Here is a 17,725-nt window from a genome sequence, read left to right as displayed (position 1 = left end):
TTATAAAAAACCATTAAGAATAAATCATACGATTTATATCTAAGTTCTTAATGGTTTTGTTATTTTTGCGAGATTAAATTCAGTTATAGTATGTCAAACATAAAGGAAAATCACCCTAGTAAAAATATTAAAAACAATCCTAAAGTAATGAGGGCTTGGGCAGTGTACGACTGGGCTAATTCTGTATATTCTTTAGTCATTACTTCTACTATTTTTCCGATTTATTACAGTATTATTACCACAGCCTACGAAAAAAATGAATATATAAACGAAACGGGGCAATGGATAAAAGTACCTGTAAGAAATAGCATTAAAATATTTGGGGAAAATTATCATCCAGATGCTATTTATGGATATTCGCTTACCATTTCTTTTCTTATAGTAGTTTTCTTATCGCCCATATTATCTTCTTTGGCGGATACTATCGGTAATAAAAAATCTTTTTTGCAATTTTTCTGTTATTTAGGAGCAACTTCGTGTATGGGCTTAGCGATGTTTGTTAATATGCATACGGTATTTTTAGGACTTCTTTTTAGTATTACTGCTAGTGTAGGATTTTGGGGGAGTTTGGTTTTTTATAACTCATTTCTACCAGATATTGCCACACCAGATAAACAAGACGCACTTTCTGCAAGAGGTTATGTCTATGGTTATATTGGCTCTGTAATATTGGTGATTATATGTTTATTATTGATTCAAGTTCTTGCGGAAACCCCTAAACAAGCCTTGATAATGACGCGTGTAAGTTTCTTACTTACAGGAGCTTGGTGGTTTGGTTTTTCATATTACACATTTAAGCATTTACCTAAGTTTGGGAATGTTAAAGAACAACTCCCTAAAGACTTGGTACTACTGAATTTAAAGAATGTTTTTAAAAGTCATAAAGAACAAGGTGGTTTTTGGGTAGTTTTTAAAAGTAATATTATCTTCTATATAGAGATTGTAAAAGAGAGCTTTAGAGAGTTGCACAAGGTTGGAAAACAATTGTTTAAAACGCCTAATCTTAAGTTTTTCCTTACAAGTTTTTTCTTTTATAGTGTAGGAATGCAGACGATTTTCCTAATGGCGACTTTGTTCGGAAAAAGCGAAATTAACTTGCCTCAAGAAAAACTTATTCTAGTTCTTTTAGTTATTCAGATTGAAGCGATTATGGGAGCTGTATTGTTTTCTAGATTATCTAAAAAAATAGGCAATAAAAATGTGATTTCAATAGCAGTTTTTTTATGGATTGTGGCGTGTGTAGCTGCGTATATGATAGATAAGCATAGCCCTGATGCAGAATATAAATTCTACGGAGTAGCGGGTATTATTGGCTTAGTAATGGGAGGTTTACAGGCGATGTCTCGTTCTACATATTCTAAGCTATTGCCAGAAAATGGTATGGAAAATACAACCTATTTTAGTTTTTATGATGTTTTAGAAAAGGTAGCTATTATTTTAGGAACATTTATTTTTGCGACTCTTATAGAGCATTTTAATAATATGAGATATGCAGCTTTGTCTATGGTTGTTTTCTTTTTCTTGGGGATTGTATTTATAAGATTCTTGAACGAAAAAAAGGTTGGTTAGTATTTAATAAGATACATAATAAAAAATCGCTCCGTAATTTACGGAGCTTTTTTGTTATAATAAATATAGATATTAGAAAGTATAAACTTCTGTATTGGTTTCACTTAATACTTCGGTTGCTTCAGCTTTATTAGGCTCTTTGGAAGCATCTAATAACGAAGGATTGCTAGGATAAGTTCCGTTATTGAATGTTAGGGTTTTCCAGCCTTCCCTATCTTGGACAGATAATACCTTCCAGCCATTTTCTTCTTTAGACTGTACCCAGAATGGAGGTGTAGTAACAGTAAACGTGGTAATAGGCTTTAAATCATTTTGTAAAAGCAACACGGTACAACCACCACTACCACAAAAAGAAGAAGAGGTTAGATGTACAAAAATTTCATTCTTGCCATCATTGTTTAAATCTACTTGAGCTAACTTAAACTTTTTGTCTTCTGGTGTAATGGTTTTAGCATCTTCTTTTGTTAAAAAACTATTGTTAAGATAGTCTTTCACTCGAAGCGCTAAAGCTTCATTTGTTTCTGTTGTTAGAGAATCTGCTACAGGAGTTTCTACCGTAGAAATACTATCATTAGCAGGAGTTTCTGTTACTTTGTTTTTATCTGTGTTACAAGAGAATAATACTAATGCCGCAACAGGCAATAAAACATTTTTGATTTTCATAATTGAGTTTAATTTTATTGGTTGGGAAAGTTTCAAAAATAATGCCAAAGTTTGAACCTAAGAAACCAAAAGGCTACAACCTCTAATGTCAGAATGGTCTATTCTTCCCAGAACTTGAAAGTAATCAACGCTTTGTAAGTGAGTTATTTTGCCTAAATCTTGTGTAGCAATAAAACTACAACTATGGAGGTTGGCTAAATCTATAATGTTAATAGCTCCTGTTCTCCCATTTTCAACATACGAAAGAGGGTCTTCTGTATTACGAATTAAAATCCTCATCCAATGAGGCGTTTGATAAAGATTATCTCCTAATGAGTAGGCCTGAGACAGAAGTTCTGTCATAGAGTATTCCGAATAAATTTTCTGAGTTTTAAACCCTTCCTTCAGAATGTTAAGAAGTTCGTCTTTAGTCATTTCTTCTTTTCTTCCTTTCATGCCACCAGTTTCTATTATAGTAAGGTGTTGATGATAAGAAAGTTCCCATTTGTTATCCGCTAAGGTATCCAAAAAATCAAGTAAGGCAAACGAAACTCCAAATAGAATTACCTTCTTGTTTTGTTGTTGTAAATCATTGAGAAGTTTGTATAACTCTTGATGATTGTATAAAAAATAACCGTTTTCTTCTTTAGATGAGGTTTTCATGAGAAAATCAACCATATAGACTAAAGAGGAGTTTTGGCGTTCTAGATAGTTGGGTAGCAAGCCTAAAAAAACAAAATCTTCAGGAGTACCTATAAATTGCTTAAAACTTTTATAAATGCTATGTTGATATAACTCTTCATTTGCAATCCAATGTTTAGATAAATTCATCTGGGTAGTGCCTGAACTTTGGAAATATAAAGGAGGCGTTAATCCTTTTTCTAACACGGTATGATTTTTAAACATTTCTATTGGTAGAAAAGGAATCTCTTCTATATGCTCTATTTTTTTAGGATTGACATTGAGAAAATCCACGAATTTCTGATAAATTTCTACCTTTTCATATTGGTACAAAAAGGTTTCTATACAGGCGTCTTTAAAAGCTTTTTCTGTGTTAATATCAAAAATAGAAAGCATCAATAATTTTTTTAAGCTAGATTAAAATCCTTTAAATAAGGTAGCCCTTTTTGCGAACCTCTATGCTGAGATACTTTTAGTGAGACATCGTTGCCAAATTTCACACATTCGTTGATGGGATTTCCGTGGCACAGAGCTACTGCAAATCCTGAAGTAAAGGCATCACCCATTCCCATTCTGTAAGCCGCTTCTTCTGGGTCGTTACGGAAATATTTCATTTCAGAACCATTGTAATATATGGTAGAATTGGTATCATCTCTTACAAAAAGTTTATTAGGTAATTTTTGTAAAACCGCATCTCTGTGGTCATCTCCAAAAAGCGTAGATAAGTCGTTGCTTTTAGCTACTATGAAACTAGCGTACTCTACTAATTCTTTAGAAAGTGGTCTTGCGGGAGCCGCATATATGCCAAGTTTAGTGCCATTTTTTTTGCAAAGCTCTAACACTTTTTCTATAACAATGTCTGTGATTTCTAGTTGAACTAAAACTAAATCTGCGGTTTCAAACAGGTGTTTGGGATTTTCTAGATGTTTAGGACTCAAGGCATAGTTAGCTGATGGAATTACAACAATGGCATTTTTACCTTTAGAAGTGGTAACATATGCTGTACCAGTTTCTATATCAGGGTCTTCTACAACAAATCCTACATTTACATTTTCTTCTACAAGATTTCTTAATATTTGTTGACCGTAAGGGTCCATACCTACACATCCTACAAAGTAAACACTAGCCCCTAGTCTTGCAGTTCCCACAGCCTGATTAGCCCCTTTTCCACCGAAGAAATTTTCGGAGGAGTTAGCCATCACTGTTTCTCCCAACTCAGGATAGTGCTCTGTTTTTAAAACCAAATCCACAGATGAGCTTCCTACTACAAGGATTCTAGGTTGTTCTTTACTAAGTTTCATATTTGTTGTAATTTTTTAATCAACTTGTATTTCTATAAATTCCGAAATAATTTTTACGGGTTGATGGCTTTCATTAAAACCTATATACGAGGCATAGAAACCTTCTCCGTAGCCTGTTTCAAAAGCAATAATATTATTCTTATGCTGCTCGTTAGGTATCAAAGATGCAAATTGGTCTATAGCTCCGTTTTCATCAAAAAAGTGAGCGTGGAAAAATTCTTCATAAATACCCATAAAATCATCGCCTTTCTTTTGGAATAATTCTAACTCTAATTGATTAAGGTATTTTTGGGTATCTTTATCCATAAGACAGCCCATTCCTGTTTCTACTGGGAAACCAAAGATTTCATCTTCTTTTAAGTCTTTAATATTTTGCCCACTGCATACGGCAAGTTCCCATTTAGAAACGGTTTCCTCGGAGAATGCAATCTCCGCATAGGCGATGCAGTTACTCGCCTGTTCCTTATGTATTAAAACAGCGAATTCACCTTTTGGGAAAGTAAAACTAAACGGCTCTTTATCAGGGGTGATAAGTGGGTCGCAAGCAACTAGCTCTCCAGAGGAAAGGTATATCATTCCGCCATTGAAAGTTTCTAGCAGAGGACTTTCTACAAATGGCTTAGAAAATAGTTTTGCGATGTTTTTAATGTGATTCATTATTTTTTATCCCAGTGTTTTTAATTTTTCTTCTAAAAGAGCTATTTTGTCTTGAGCATCTTTTTGTTTTTTTCGTTCCATTTCTACCACTTTTTCAGGAGCTCCACTAACGAATTTTTCGTTGCTTAGCTTTTTCTCAACCGAAGCTAAAAAGCCTTTAAGGTAAGAGAGTTCCTCCTCTGTTTTCTTTTTCTCTTCTTCCAAATCAAGCGTTTCGCTAAGTGGTATAGAAAGTTCTGTAGAACCCACTAAGAAAGAGAAACTTGGTTTGTCTGTTTTTTCATTGAAATAAATATTTGAAACATTAGCCAGTTTCTTTATGAGTGCTTCGTTGCTATTTTCAGAGGCATTGGTGTAGAGTTCTACGGTTTCTTTAGGAGAAATACCTTTGCTTTGTCTGTAATTTCTCACACCAGAAATCCACTCTTTAGCAATATCAAATTGGTTGATAATATTTACATCAAATTCTGATGCCTCTCTTTGTTGAGCGATAATGAGGGCTTCGTCTGTATTTCTTGAGATAATATTTTGCCAAAGCTCCTCGGTTAAGAAAGGCATAAAAGGGTGGAGCAATTTCATCAACTCCTCAAAATAAGCAATGGTTTTGTCGTAAATTTCCTTAGAAATACCCTCGCCGTAATTTGGTTTAATGGCTTCCAAATACCAAGAACAGAAATCGTCCCAAATTAATTTATAAATAAGATGTAAGGCGTCTGATATTCTGAATTTTTCAAACTGCTCGTTAATCTCTTTTACGGTTTTATCCAATAGATGCCCAAACCATTCTATCGTTTGGTTTTCAACCGCACCAGCAGGTTTATTTTCTTGTTTCCATCCTTGTACTAGACGGAAAGCGTTCCATATTTTAGTAGCGAAATTTCGCCCTTGTAGCATTAAGTCTTCATCAAACAAAAGGTCATTTCCAGCCGCAGAACTTAACAGAATTCCCACTCTTACGCTATCTGCACCGTATTTATCAATGAGCTCTATTGGGTCAGGTGAATTGCCTAAAGATTTAGACATTTTGCGTCTTTGTTTATCTCTTACAATCCCTGTGAAATACACATTTTTGAAAGGAACTTTACCTCTCCATTCCAATCCTGCCATAATCATTCTGGCTACCCAAAAGAAAATGATGTCTGGACCTGTAACGAGGTCGGTAGTAGGATAATAATAGTTGATTTCTTCACTGTTAGGGTCTAATAATCCGTCAAATACAGACATTGGCCATAACCAAGAAGAGAACCAAGTGTCTAAAGCGTCTTCGTCTTGTTTTAAGTCGGTAAGGCTTAGATTTGGATTTTGAGACTTTTCTTTTGCTAATTCCAATGCTTTTTCAGCGTTTTCCGCCACTACAAAATCGTTTTCGCCTTCTCCGTAGTAATAGGCAGGGATTTGTTGCCCCCACCAAAGCTGACGAGAGATATTCCAGTCTCGGATGTTTTCCATCCAATATTTGTAGGTGTTTTTAAATTTATCAGGATAGAATTTAATCTCGTCGTTCATTACCACCTCTAAAGCTGGTTTTGCAATTTCGGACATTTTTAAGAACCATTGTTGAGAGATTTTAGGCTCTATCACCGCTCCTGTTCTTTCGGAAGTTCCTACCTTGTTTACATAGTCTTCCGCCTTGGCGAGAAGCCCTTTCTCGTCCAACTCTTTTGCAATTTCTTTACGAACTACGAAACGGTCTTTTCCTTCGTAGTGCATTCCGTGATGATTTAGTTTACCATCATCATCAATAGCATCAATGATTTGAAGTTGATGTTTTTGACCAATTTCGTAATCATTAACATCGTGGGCAGGCGTTATTTTTAAAGTTCCTGTTCCGAATTCAATATCTACATATTCATCGGCAATAATTGGCACTGCACGATTAACGATAGGCACGATAACGGTCTTGCCGATAAGTTTTTGGTAGCGTTCGTCGTTAGGGTTTACGCATACGGCCACATCACCGAAAATAGTTTCAGGACGCGTGGTAGCCACGGTAAGAAAATCTTGTGTTCCCTCAATCTGATATTTTAAGTGATACAGTTTTCCGTTTTGCTCTTTAAAGATAACTTCCTCATCGGAAATGTTGGTTTTGGCTTCTGGGTCCCAGTTAACCATACGGTAACCTCTGTAGATAAGCCCTTTGTTATATAAATCTACAAAAGATTTTATCACTTGCTCGGAGAGTTTATCCTCCATCGTAAAGCGAGTTCTATCCCAGTCGCAAGAACAGCCTAATTTTTTTAGTTGTTCTAAAATTGTTCCACCATATTTATGCGTCCATTCCCAAGCGTGCTTTAGGAATTCTTCACGAGAAATATCCGATTTGTTAATGCCTTCTGCTTTAAGTTTAGCCACGACCTTCGCTTCTGTAGCAATAGAGGCGTGGTCGGTTCCTGGTACCCAACAAGCATTGTAGCCTCTCATTCTTGCTCGTCTAATCAACACATCTTGAATGGTATTATTTAGCATATGTCCCATATGCAAAATCCCCGTTACATTAGGCGGTGGAATGACAATGGTATAGGGTGGTTTATGATTAGGTTCAGAATGAAAATATTTGTTTTCTAACCAGTAGTTGTACCATTTTTGTTCGGTAGAAGAAGGGGTATATTTCTCTGAAATCTGCATATTTTAGTCTATTTATAATCGTTATTTTTACTTTATTCTGCAAAAATAAGATAAAGATAATAAGGAAGCTAACTTTTTGATACAAATTTGTATGGAGAAAATTGTCGGAAAATAAATTTCAGTTTGGCGTGTAATTTGCAATTAAGAATGGAAAATAACCAAAGTTGAAAAATAATTTTAACTTTGCATAACTTTAAAAGTATAAGAATTATGAAAAAGATTTTAACAGGGCTAGTTTTAGTGGTAGGTTTTGTGGCTTCTGCCCAAACTATTAGCTTCGATAAAACAACAGTAGATTATGGTAAAGTAGAAAAAGGGTCAGAAGGACACCGTTATTTTACAGTAACTAATACAGGTGACAAGCCTTTGGTAATTAGTAATGTAAAGGCATCTTGTGGATGTACAACTCCAGAATGGGACAAAACGCCTATTTTACCAGGTAAAACTTCTAAAATTAAAGTAGGTTATAATACCAATTTGGTAAACCCATTCAAGAAACTTATAGAAGTTTTCTCTAACGACCCTAAAGCTAACAGAAGTGTTATTTGGATTCAGGGAGAAGTTGTGGAAACAAGTAAATAGAAATATTTAGTATCAAAATAAATTAAAAAAATCCGCTTTTTTACGAAGGCGGATTTTTGTTTTGAAAAAATAACAAAGGCTATAAGCCGGATTCTGTATTCTAAACAAATTTAAGAACGCCTGTTATTTATCTATGCTTAATATTGCTATTAAGCTTTAGCTGCTTACCCCTCGGCATTGGACGAGCTACCCTTAGTTGCCGATATACTTAGCATTGCACCGCATAGAGTTTACCTGATTTCACTACAGCCGTACTGTACTTGCTTTCTGTTGCACTAGTCCTCACATCGCTGTGGACGGCGGTTAGCCGCTATGCTGCCCTATGGTGTCCGGACTTTCCTCTTTGTTTAATCGTAAGAAAAAAACAAAGCAACAAGCCGCCTTTGTTATTGTCTGCAAAGATAGAGAAATATTTAGAAGAAGACTTATCTAGTTAAATTAGAAATGCAAGAGAATAAGCGAAAATTTCTCAAAAATAATCCGTAATTTTACCAGTTCAAAATTGTAATTTAAACTAAGTGATAGATGGGTAAAAGTACAATCAATAACGGATTAGCGATGAGTGGGGCAATCCTGTTGGTGTTTTTTGTGGTGTATTTTTTCTTTATGGATGTTAATTATTTTCGCACTACGATGATAGCTAATTCTTTCATTCTGCCTCTTATTTTTGGTATTGGGGCGTTTATTTCTGTTTATTCTTACAAAAAAGAAAAAGTTAGGCTTACCTTTAAGGAGGCTTTTGGAAAAGCATTTGCACCGATGTTTTTGGCGGGATTTTTATCTATTTCCAGTATCTTTGTGTTTATCAGTTATGTTGATAAAGATGTTAAATCGCTTTTAAATCATCAATATATAGAAAGTTTTAGGGCTTCTTTGGAAGAAGAATATACTAAAGCGAAACAAATTACCAAACCCAATACAGAAGAAGCAAAAGAGCTAGAACAAAAATATGAAGAAGGCAAAAAACGAATTGAAGAGAAAGTGAAGAAAAAGGAAGATATGTTTTCTTTATATCATTTTTCTTTGGTATTTGCAGGATATTGTGCTTTCTTTTTGATATTGTCTGTTTTCTTTGGAAGTTTCTTTAGAAGCAAAACGGTTTATTAACTTATTTTTTAGAAAAAATGGATTTATCTATTGTCATACCTCTTCTTAATGAGGAACAATCTTTAGAAGAACTTTATAATAGGATAGAAAATGTCTGCAGTGAGGCTGGTTTATCTTACGAAATTTGGTTTGTGGACGATGGGAGTACTGATAGCTCTTGGGGGACAATAATGTTTCTTAAAAATAGAAATCCTAATATACAAGGGATTAAATTTTCTAGAAACTATGGGAAATCCCAAGCACTTCATGCGGCTTTCGCGAGGGTGAAGGGAGAAGTGGTAATTACTATGGATGCGGATTTACAAGATTTTCCAGAAGAGATACCAGCTTTATATCATAAAGTGGTTAATGAAGGTTATGATATTGTGAGCGGCTGGAAAAAGAAACGCTACGATAATGTAATGACTAAAAATATTCCATCTAAACTATTCAATGCAGCAGCGAGAAAGGTTTCAGGAGTGTTTCTACACGATTTTAACTGTGGACTTAAAGCGTACCGAAAGCAAGTGGTGAAATCCATAGATGTATATGGAGATATGCACAGATATATCCCTGTATTGGCAGCCAATGCAGGTTTTAGGAAAATTACAGAGAAAGAAGTACAACATCAGGCAAGACCTTACGGAAGTTCAAAATTTGGTACAGAACGATTTATAAGAGGCTTCTTAGATTTGGTAACACTTTGGTTTGTAAGTAGATTTGGAGGCAGACCAATGCATTTCTTTGGAGCGGTAGGCACACTGATGTTTGTTATTGGTTTTTTATCGTCCCTTTGGCTAGGTGTGTCTAAACTAATAGATATCTCCAAAGGTGTTTATGGGCATTTAATAGCTGATAATCCTTGGTTTTATATAGCTTTAACGATGATGATAATGGGGACTTTACTCTTTATAGCAGGTTTTTTAGGAGAACTGATTATCAGGACTAATAGAGAACATAAAAATTATCACATAGAAGAAATTATTTAATTGTGAGTAAGATGAAACATTATATTTATCTTTTGGTATCAGTATTCTTATGGAGTTCTTGTGGAAAGGTAACTCCAGAAGGTGAGATAAAATCTGAAGACACTCCTTTGGAAGTATTTAATAAACTTGAGCTAGAAGGTAAATACAGGTTGTTTTTCACTCAAGGAGAGGAGAACTTTGTTAATGTAGAAACTTATCCTAATCTTATTAGCAATTTAAAAATTAAAGTTGAAGACAGTACACTCAAAATCATTGAGAAAAGACCTACTGGAAATGTAGATTTTTACACAGTAACGGTTTACTCCAAAACACCATTGAAACAGATAAGTATTTCTGACTCTGTGGAAATGAATGTTTCTGGAGATATTAAAACGCCTACTTTGAAAATCAATCTAAAGAATCAGGGGAAATTTATAGGTGCAATAAAGGCTTCTAAAGCAGAAGTGCAAATGACGGAGAAATCAAGAGCTAATTTTTCAGGCGTTACTAAAGAGGCTGTGCTTAAAATCTCGGATACAGCGAGTATTATAGCTCCTTATTGGACGGTAGATTATTTTGATATTCAGTCTAAAAATGGGAACTATGCAGAAATCAATACTAAAGAAGAAATTTCTGGAAAGGTAGAAAATACAGCTAAGTTGGTCTATTACGGAAATCCAATAAGAAAGCTCAAAATAGATAAAGACACAAAAGTAGAAAATAAAGAAAAACCTTAATTTTAACATAAAAATATAAAGATATGAATACAGTGGATAAAGCTAAACTTTGGCTTACAGAGGCATTTGATGAAGAAACTAGACAGACTGTAAAACAATTGATAGATACTAACTCACCAGAGTTAGAAGATGCATTTTATAAAAACTTGGAGTTTGGTACAGGTGGAATGCGTGGGATTATGGGCGTTGGAACCAACAGACTTAATAAATATACTTTAGGACAAGCAACGCAAGGTCTTGCTAACTATTTGCATCAGCAGTTCCCTAACCAAGAGATAAAGGTAGCCATAGCGTATGATGTAAGAAATAACTCTAAAGAATTTGGTAAAATAGTAGCAGATGTACTTACTGCTAATGGGATTAAAGTATTGTTGTTTAAAGAACACCGCCCTACACCAGAGCTTTCGTTTACGGTGAGAGATAAAAAATGTAATGCAGGTATTGTGCTTACCGCTTCACACAATCCACCAGAGTACAATGGGTATAAAGTATATTGGAACGATGGAGCTCAGATAGTACCACCTAATGATGCAGAAATCATCAATGAAGTACTTAATACTAAATATGAAGACATCAACTTTAATGGTAATGATAGCCTTATAGAATGGGTAGGAGAGGAGCAAGATGAAGTTTATATAAGAACATGTATAGAGAACTCTCTTTATCAAGAAGATAAGTTGGGGTATGATAATCTTAATATTGTATTTACCTCTATTCATGGGACTACTTACACTGCCATTCCACAGGCTTTAGCAAAGGCTGGTTTTACTAAGGTAGATTTAGTAAAAGAACAAATGATTCCTAGCGGGAACTTCCCTACGGTAGAAAGTCCAAATCCTGAAGAGCCAGCAGCATTAACTATGGCAATGGATTTAGCAAAGGTTACTAATGCAGATATTGTAATAGGTACAGATCCAGACGGAGACCGATTAGGGATAGCGGTAAGAAATCTAGATGGAGAAATGCAACTCCTCAATGGAAATCAGACCAATATGATTCTTACGGATTATATTTTGTCTCAATGGCAAAAGCAAGGTCGTATTACGGGGACAGAATTTATAGGTTCTACTATTGTAACTTCTGATGTATTTTTTGATTTGGCAAAATCCTATGGAGTTGAATGTAAGGTAGGGCTTACAGGCTTTAAATGGATAGGTAAAATGATAAGAGAGGTAGAAGGTAAGCAGAAATTTATTTGTGGAGGAGAGGAAAGTTTTGGCTTTATGACAGGAGATTTTGTGAGAGATAAAGACTCTTGTGGTTCTATACTATTGGCTTGTGAAATAGCAGCTTGGTGCAAGGCTCAAGGTAAAACGATGTATCAGTATATGATAGAAATCTACCAAAGATTAGGTCTTTATCAAGAGGCGCTTGTAAATGTGGTGAAAAAGGGTAAAGAAGGTGCAGAGCAAATCAAAAAAATGATGACGGATTTTAGAAATAACCCTGTAACCTCGTTGGCAGGTTCTAAAGTGGTTTTGGTTAAAGATTATCAGGAGCAAACCGCTTGGGATTTGAACAAAAACGAAAAACAACCAATGACGGATATTCCTAAGTCTAATGTGCTTATTTACTACACAGAAGATGGTACAAAGGTAGCGATAAGACCTTCGGGAACAGAGCCTAAAATTAAATTCTATTTTAGTGCATTAGACAAAATAGAGTCAGAAAAAGATTTTAAATCCAAGATAGAAACTCTCAATGCGAAAATAGAAGTTATCAAAAAAGATTTAGGTCTAGCATAAACTATCAAATTAAGGTATAAATAATAACACTATATATACAAGAATTCTTATGAAAGTATCTCGTTTAGCAGCTAATCTAGTAGGCTCAGAAATAGTAAAAATAGGAAACGAAGTTAATGAGCTTAAGGCTAAAGGTGCTCAGATAGCTAATCTTACCATAGGGGATTTAAATGCTAATATTTATCCTATACCTTCTATTCTAAAAGAAGAAATACAAAAGGCTTACGAAAATAATTTAACCAATTATCCTCCAGCTAATGGTTTGTTAAGCCTTAGGGAAAGTGTATCTTCGGATTTAAAGAAGCGTTATCAGTTAGATTATTCACCAGAGGAAATATTAGTAGCAGGAGGCTCTCGTCCGCTTATTTATGCGGCATATATGAGTGTTGTAGATGCAGGTGATAAAGTAGTTTATCCTCTTCCTTCTTGGAATAATAATCACTATGCCTATCTTACTTCCGCAGAAAAAGTAGAAATAGAAACTAAAAAAGAAAATAACTTTTTACCTACTGCAGAAGAATTAAAACCTCATTTGGAAGGAGCAGTATTATTGGCTCTTTGTTCTCCTTCAAACCCCACGGGAACTATGTTTACCGAACAACAACTGAGAGAAATCTGCGAGATGGTAGTTGCTGAAAATAAAAGAAGAGGCGAAAATGAAAAACCGCTCTATTTGATGTATGACCAAATTTACGCTATGTTATTTTTTGGTCATGAGCATTTCAACCCTGTGAGTTTAGTACCAGAAATGAAAGATTATACCATATTTATAGATGGTTCGTCTAAATGTTTTGCAGCTACAGGAGTAAGAGTGGGTTGGGGCTTTGGTCCTTCGGTAATCATCAATAAGATGAAAGCTTTTTTAACGCATATTGGAGCGTGGGCACCGAAGCCAGAGCAAGAAGCTACAGCTAAATTCTTATCTAAAACAGATGAGGTAGATGCTTATGTAAATGATTTTAAAGGAAGAATACAGCTGAGCTTAAATACATTACATCAAGGTATTCAAGAGCTTAAAAACAAAGGTTTTGCGGTAGATAGTGTAGAGCCTATGGGTGCATTGTATCTTACCATTAAGATGGATTATGTAGGTAAGACTACTCCAGATGGAGAGGTGTTGAAGGATACCACTGATGTTGTGTTTTATCTTATCCGAGAGGCGGGTATGGCGTTAGTGCCATTTTCGGCATTTGGTAATTCTAGAGAAACACCTTGGTTTAGAGCTTCAGTAGGTGGCTGTTCTTTAGAAGATATTAAAAATATGTTACCTGTATTAGAAGGAGCTTTGTCAAAGCTCAAATAATATAAAAATGAAAAGCTTTTCTAGTTTATTCTTACTGGTTTTCTTCAGTATAAGTTCTTTTCTTCTTGCTCAAGAAGGGCAATGGGTATTTATGTTTGAAGAAAATAGCAGCCAAAAAGTTTTGATAGATAAGACGAATGTAAGGGCTGAACCTAACTTACAATCGCTTAAGGTAGATAGTCTAGATATAGGGCAGGTAGTGAAAATTCTCCAAAAGACAGAGCAAGTATTGTCTTTGGGTAAACGTTCTGCAAGTTGGTATAGAATAAATTATATCAAAGAAGGTGAAACCAAATCTGGGTATATCTGGGGAGCTAATTTAAGTTTAGGATACAGGTCTAGAGATGGTTATGATTTTCTTTTTGGAGCTTCTGCTAAGGAGAAAGATGAGGTTAAACTAGATGTTGTGATGCTAAAGGATAAGCAAAGCATACAAAAAGTTTCATTTAATGTAGGGACAGAAAGTTTAACTTCGGTAGCCTTTAAATGGCAAGGAAACAAAGGATTAGATGGGGTTTCAGATATTCTGTTGGCGAGTGTTTCTGGCGAGGCGTGTGGTATTCCTAACTATGAGCAGTATATACTATTAAATGGGGATAAAATGGTAGCGTTACCAGTGCTGATGTCCGTTGCTGATGCTGATATTTTTTATCATTCAGAAGAGTATGTTTTTCCAAAAGATAAGGGAGGAGTTAAAGGTAAGATTATCATGAAAACTGAAGAGATGGAAAAAGATGAGAAGGATAAAGAGCACATTAGAAAATCCAAAAAAGTCTATCTTTTCAAAGACGGAAATGTTTCTCAATTATAAATAAAAAAGAATGAAACAAAGAATAATTGCTGTAATTCCTGCTCGTTATCAAGCAAGTAGATTTCCTGGCAAGCTAATGGAATTGTTGGGAGATAAAACTGTTATTTCTACAACTTATCAAAATGTGGTGGAAACAGGGCTTTTTGATGAAGTTTTTGTAGCAACAGATTCCGAGATTATTTTTAATGAAATTAAGGAAAACGGTGGAAAGGCAGTAATGACAGGTACACACGAAACGGGAAGTGATAGAATAGCCGAAGCCGTAAAAGATATTGAGTGTGATATTGTTGTAAATGTGCAAGGTGATGAGCCGTTTCTTAAAAAAGAACCTCTAAAACAATTGATTTCAGTTTTTGATGAAGATAAGGATAAGAGTATTTCTTTAGCTTCGCTTAAAATAAAACTAGAACAGTGGGACGATATAGAAAATCCTAATAATGTAAAAGTAATTACGGATAATAATGGCTTTGCTCTTTATTTCAGTCGTTCCGTTATTCCTTTTCCTAGAGAGAAAACAGATGATTTGCAATATTTTAAACATATTGGCGTTTATGCTTTTAGAAGGGAAGCGTTGCTAGAGTTTTCTAGTTTAGCAATGAAACCTCTCGAAATAGCAGAAAAAATAGAGTGCATCAGGTATTTGGAATATGGCATGAAAATAAAAATGATAGAAACCGATTTCGTTGGTGTTGGTATAGATGTTCCAGAAGATTTAGAAAAAGCAAAGCAATTGCTTAGACTTTAATTTAAAAAAAGAAGATAATGATAAAGAAGATAGCATTAGTTGTATTATTAGCTTTGGCACAGTTTTTTTATACACAGACAGCCAAAGAAATTATAGACAAAAATATAGAACTAACAGGAGGACTTACTAAATGGAAGTTATTAAATTCCATAATGTTACAAGGTAAAGTGGTTTTAGGAGTACAGGAAGAGTATCCTATTAAAATCTATCAGCAGCGTCCTAATCTTACCAAAACATCTATCATTATCAATAATAAAGAGAGTGTTATAGAGGCTTATGATGGTAAAAAAGGCTATGCAATGAACTATGCTAACAATAAGTTACAGGAATTTGAGAGCTACCAACCTGAAAGTTTTGATACAGATTTTATTGATTTTGAGGCTAAAGGATTCACGGCTGTGATTTTGGGTAAGGATAAAGTAGGGGAAAGATTGTGCTATAAGGTAGAGCTTACTAAAAATGTAAATAAAACTCTGTATTATTTTGATACTGAAAACTATATGCTTCTTAAAGAAGTGAAGAAAGGAGAAACGCTTTTATACTCGGATTTTAAAAAGGTAAATGGGCTTACAATGCCTTTTAGAATAGAGGCTTCTACTCCTAAAAAAGAAGGAGATTATGTGATGTTACTTAATAAAATAGAGGTTAATAAAGCATTCCCTGACAATACCTTTAAAATAAAATAAAAGATATAATGAAAAAGCTCTTTATACTTATGCTATCTGTAATTGCTTTAGTGCAGTGCTCTAGCAAAAAAAGTGAGGTACAACAGGATACATCTAAGCTTTCTAAAAGTATCTACGATTATAAAGTGGAAAGTTTAGATGGTGGAGAAATTAATTTTGCGGATTTCAAAGGCAAAAAAATACTTATTGTAAATACAGCGTCTGAGTGTGGTTTTACACCTCAGTATGAAGCCTTGGAAAAGCTCTATCAAAAATATAAAGATAGGCTAGTGGTAGTAGGCTTCCCAGCTAATAACTTTGGAGGGCAAGAACCAGGAACTAATACCGAAATTAAAACCTTTTGTCAAATGAACTATGGTGTAACTTTTCCTATGGCAGCTAAGGTTTCTGTGAAAGGAGAAGATATAGCACCTATTTTTCAGTTTCTTACTAAAAAGGAATTAAACGGAGTTAAAGATACCACCATACTTTGGAATTTTACCAAATTTCTTCTAGACGAAAACGGAAAAATAATAGAAAGCTATCTAAGTACTACTAAACCTGATAGCGAAGCGATTACGAAACATTTAAAATAAATAAAAAGAGAAACTGAAAACTTTTTCATTTTTAGTGTAACCTTTTTAGTGGTATGGTCGTACACTATGCCGTAACTCTTTTTTTGAGCAAAAAATATTATGAGACAACTTAAAATTACCAAGCAGGTTACCAATAGGGAAACGGCATCATTAGATAAATATTTGCAGGAGATAGGTAAAGTAGACCTAATTACTGCAGATGAGGAAGTGGAACTGGCACAAAAGATTCGTGCTGGAGATAAGGTAGCTCTAGAAAAGCTTATCAAAGCTAACCTTCGTTTCGTAGTTTCTGTGTCTAAACAATATCAAAATCAAGGCTTATCATTACCAGATTTAATCAACGAAGGTAATTTAGGATTGATGAAAGCTGCTAAAAGATATGACGAAACGAGAGGTTTCAAGTTTATATCTTATGCAGTGTGGTGGATTAGACAGTCTATCTTACAGGCTTTGGCAGAGCAGTCTAGAATTGTTCGTTTACCATTGAATAAGATTGGGTCAATCAATAAGATTAACAAAGCATACGCTCACTTAGAGCAAGAGAATGAAAGACCACCTTCCCCAGAAGAGTTGGCAGAGGTTCTAGATATGAGTGAGGAGGATATTAAGGAGTCTATGAAAAACAGCGGAAGACACCTTTCTATGGACGCACCGTTAGTAGAAGGAGAAGACTCTAACCTTTATGATGTTCTTCGTTCAGGAGAATCTCCTAGCCCAGACAAAGAGTTGATGCTAGAATCTTTACAAATAGAGATTGAAAGAGCGTTACAAACACTTACGCCTAGAGAAGCAGATTTAGTAAGACTTTACTTCGGGCTTAACGGCAAACACCCTATGACTTTAGAGGAAATAGGCGAAACTTTTGACCTTACGAGAGAACGTGTTCGTCAGATTAAAGAAAAGGCTATCAAAAGGTTAAAACACAATTCAAGAAGTAAGATTTTGAAGTCTTATTTAGGAAAATAAAACTGTAAAAGGATGATGCATTGTAGCGTTATCCTTTTTTTTATTA

The 17,725-nt window shown here is 34.7% G+C and carries 17 protein-coding genes and 1 other RNA gene; 12 read left to right on the top strand and 6 right to left on the bottom strand.

All coding sequences use genetic code 11. The annotated features are described in order from the left end of the window. Positions 1-90: 90 nt before the first annotated feature. Entirely contained in the window at positions 91-1,569 is a 1,479-nt protein-coding gene (locus D1J36_RS01845; protein ID WP_154137226.1) for an MFS transporter, read from the top strand. 72 nt (positions 1,570-1,641) lie between these two features. Here D1J36_RS01845 and D1J36_RS01840 read toward each other — a convergent pair whose 3' ends face one another. The 5 genes from D1J36_RS01840 to D1J36_RS01820 are packed head-to-tail and all read right to left on the bottom strand — an operon-like array spanning position 1,642 to position 7,475. Continuing rightward, positions 1,642-2,232, bottom strand: coding sequence for a hypothetical protein (locus D1J36_RS01840; protein ID WP_154137225.1), 591 nt, complete (start codon positions 2,230-2,232; stop codon positions 1,642-1,644). A gap of 57 nt (positions 2,233-2,289) precedes the next feature. Continuing rightward, positions 2,290-3,288: an acyl transferase gene (locus D1J36_RS01835; protein ID WP_154137224.1), complete on the bottom strand. Its 999-nt coding sequence runs from the start codon at positions 3,286-3,288 to the stop codon at positions 2,290-2,292. 11 nt (positions 3,289-3,299) lie between these two features. Next, positions 3,300-4,193, bottom strand: coding sequence for a ribokinase (locus D1J36_RS01830; protein WP_154137223.1), 894 nt, complete (start codon positions 4,191-4,193; stop codon positions 3,300-3,302). A gap of 15 nt (positions 4,194-4,208) precedes the next feature. After that, the gene (locus D1J36_RS01825) at positions 4,209-4,850 is read right to left on the bottom strand and encodes a DUF4241 domain-containing protein (protein ID WP_154137222.1); all 642 of its coding nucleotides are present in this window, start codon (positions 4,848-4,850) and stop codon (positions 4,209-4,211) included. Positions 4,851-4,856: 6 nt separating this feature from the next. After that, complete coding sequence (locus D1J36_RS01820; RefSeq protein WP_154137221.1) at positions 4,857-7,475, bottom strand: valine--tRNA ligase; 2,619 nt, start codon at positions 7,473-7,475, stop codon at positions 4,857-4,859. 210 nt (positions 7,476-7,685) lie between these two features. Between D1J36_RS01820 and D1J36_RS01815 the strand changes: the two genes are divergently transcribed. Beyond that, the gene (locus D1J36_RS01815; protein WP_154137220.1) at positions 7,686-8,057 is read left to right on the top strand and encodes a DUF1573 domain-containing protein; all 372 of its coding nucleotides are present in this window, start codon (positions 7,686-7,688) and stop codon (positions 8,055-8,057) included. Between the two features lie 66 nt (positions 8,058-8,123). On the opposite strand, the gene rnpB is transcribed toward D1J36_RS01815, so the two are convergent. Next, an RNA gene (gene rnpB, locus D1J36_RS01810) (RNase P RNA component class A) lies at positions 8,124-8,446 on the bottom strand. Positions 8,447-8,582: 136 nt separating this feature from the next. On the opposite strand from rnpB, the gene D1J36_RS01805 reads away from it, so the two are divergent. From D1J36_RS01805 to D1J36_RS01760, 10 genes are all read left to right on the top strand, one after another. Further along, positions 8,583-9,164: a DUF4199 domain-containing protein gene (locus D1J36_RS01805; RefSeq protein ID WP_154137219.1), complete on the top strand. Its 582-nt coding sequence runs from the start codon at positions 8,583-8,585 to the stop codon at positions 9,162-9,164. A 17-nt stretch (positions 9,165-9,181) separates the two neighbouring features. Continuing rightward, positions 9,182-10,132 carry a glycosyltransferase family 2 protein gene (locus D1J36_RS01800; protein WP_154137218.1) on the top strand — a complete coding sequence of 317 codons (951 nt, stop codon included), beginning with the start codon at positions 9,182-9,184 and terminating at the stop codon, positions 10,130-10,132. An 11-nt stretch (positions 10,133-10,143) separates the two neighbouring features. Further along, positions 10,144-10,848: a GIN domain-containing protein gene (locus tag D1J36_RS01795; protein ID WP_013446873.1), complete on the top strand. Its 705-nt coding sequence runs from the start codon at positions 10,144-10,146 to the stop codon at positions 10,846-10,848. A gap of 23 nt (positions 10,849-10,871) precedes the next feature. Then, positions 10,872-12,593, top strand: a complete 1,722-nt coding sequence (locus D1J36_RS01790; RefSeq protein ID WP_154137217.1) for a phospho-sugar mutase — start codon at positions 10,872-10,874, stop codon at positions 12,591-12,593. A gap of 49 nt (positions 12,594-12,642) precedes the next feature. Further along, positions 12,643-13,896 carry a pyridoxal phosphate-dependent aminotransferase gene (locus D1J36_RS01785; RefSeq protein ID WP_154137216.1) on the top strand — a complete coding sequence of 418 codons (1,254 nt, stop codon included), beginning with the start codon at positions 12,643-12,645 and terminating at the stop codon, positions 13,894-13,896. 7 nt (positions 13,897-13,903) lie between these two features. Then, on the top strand, positions 13,904-14,707 hold the full coding sequence (locus D1J36_RS01780; protein WP_154137215.1) for an SH3 domain-containing protein: 804 nt from the start codon (positions 13,904-13,906) through the stop codon (positions 14,705-14,707). Positions 14,708-14,717: 10 nt separating this feature from the next. Continuing rightward, positions 14,718-15,452 (top strand): 3-deoxy-manno-octulosonate cytidylyltransferase, encoded by a 735-nt coding sequence (gene kdsB / locus D1J36_RS01775; RefSeq protein ID WP_154137214.1) that lies wholly within the window; start codon positions 14,718-14,720, stop codon positions 15,450-15,452. Between the two features lie 17 nt (positions 15,453-15,469). Next, on the top strand, positions 15,470-16,138 hold the full coding sequence (locus D1J36_RS01770; protein WP_154137213.1) for a histidine kinase: 669 nt from the start codon (positions 15,470-15,472) through the stop codon (positions 16,136-16,138). A gap of 8 nt (positions 16,139-16,146) precedes the next feature. After that, positions 16,147-16,713 (top strand): glutathione peroxidase, encoded by a 567-nt coding sequence (locus D1J36_RS01765; protein WP_154137212.1) that lies wholly within the window; start codon positions 16,147-16,149, stop codon positions 16,711-16,713. Positions 16,714-16,812: 99 nt separating this feature from the next. Further along, positions 16,813-17,679: a sigma-70 family RNA polymerase sigma factor gene (locus D1J36_RS01760; RefSeq protein WP_004918429.1), complete on the top strand. Its 867-nt coding sequence runs from the start codon at positions 16,813-16,815 to the stop codon at positions 17,677-17,679. Positions 17,680-17,725: the final 46 nt, after the last annotated feature.

The sequence above is a fragment of the Riemerella anatipestifer genome (assembly GCF_009670965.2).
In the GTDB taxonomy this organism is placed as follows: domain Bacteria; phylum Bacteroidota; class Bacteroidia; order Flavobacteriales; family Weeksellaceae; genus Riemerella; species Riemerella anatipestifer_B.
This window is presented reverse-complemented; position numbering and strand designations above follow the sequence as displayed.

Coding starts and splice junctions, on each gene's coding strand:
- D1J36_RS01845 (WP_154137226.1), top strand. CDS start 91: ATGTCAAACATAAAGGAAAATCACCCTAGTAAAAATATTAAAAACAAT.
- D1J36_RS01840 (WP_154137225.1), bottom strand. CDS start 2,232: ATGAAAATCAAAAATGTTTTATTGCCTGTTGCGGCATTAGTATTATTC.
- D1J36_RS01835 (WP_154137224.1), bottom strand. CDS start 3,288: ATGCTTTCTATTTTTGATATTAACACAGAAAAAGCTTTTAAAGACGCC.
- D1J36_RS01830 (WP_154137223.1), bottom strand. CDS start 4,193: ATGAAACTTAGTAAAGAACAACCTAGAATCCTTGTAGTAGGAAGCTCA.
- D1J36_RS01825 (WP_154137222.1), bottom strand. CDS start 4,850: ATGAATCACATTAAAAACATCGCAAAACTATTTTCTAAGCCATTTGTA.
- D1J36_RS01820 (WP_154137221.1), bottom strand. CDS start 7,475: ATGCAGATTTCAGAGAAATATACCCCTTCTTCTACCGAACAAAAATGG.
- D1J36_RS01815 (WP_154137220.1), top strand. CDS start 7,686: ATGAAAAAGATTTTAACAGGGCTAGTTTTAGTGGTAGGTTTTGTGGCT.
- D1J36_RS01805 (WP_154137219.1), top strand. CDS start 8,583: ATGGGTAAAAGTACAATCAATAACGGATTAGCGATGAGTGGGGCAATC.
- D1J36_RS01800 (WP_154137218.1), top strand. CDS start 9,182: ATGGATTTATCTATTGTCATACCTCTTCTTAATGAGGAACAATCTTTA.
- D1J36_RS01795 (WP_013446873.1), top strand. CDS start 10,144: ATGAAACATTATATTTATCTTTTGGTATCAGTATTCTTATGGAGTTCT.
- D1J36_RS01790 (WP_154137217.1), top strand. CDS start 10,872: ATGAATACAGTGGATAAAGCTAAACTTTGGCTTACAGAGGCATTTGAT.
- D1J36_RS01785 (WP_154137216.1), top strand. CDS start 12,643: ATGAAAGTATCTCGTTTAGCAGCTAATCTAGTAGGCTCAGAAATAGTA.
- D1J36_RS01780 (WP_154137215.1), top strand. CDS start 13,904: ATGAAAAGCTTTTCTAGTTTATTCTTACTGGTTTTCTTCAGTATAAGT.
- kdsB (WP_154137214.1), top strand. CDS start 14,718: ATGAAACAAAGAATAATTGCTGTAATTCCTGCTCGTTATCAAGCAAGT.
- D1J36_RS01770 (WP_154137213.1), top strand. CDS start 15,470: ATGATAAAGAAGATAGCATTAGTTGTATTATTAGCTTTGGCACAGTTT.
- D1J36_RS01765 (WP_154137212.1), top strand. CDS start 16,147: ATGAAAAAGCTCTTTATACTTATGCTATCTGTAATTGCTTTAGTGCAG.
- D1J36_RS01760 (WP_004918429.1), top strand. CDS start 16,813: ATGAGACAACTTAAAATTACCAAGCAGGTTACCAATAGGGAAACGGCA.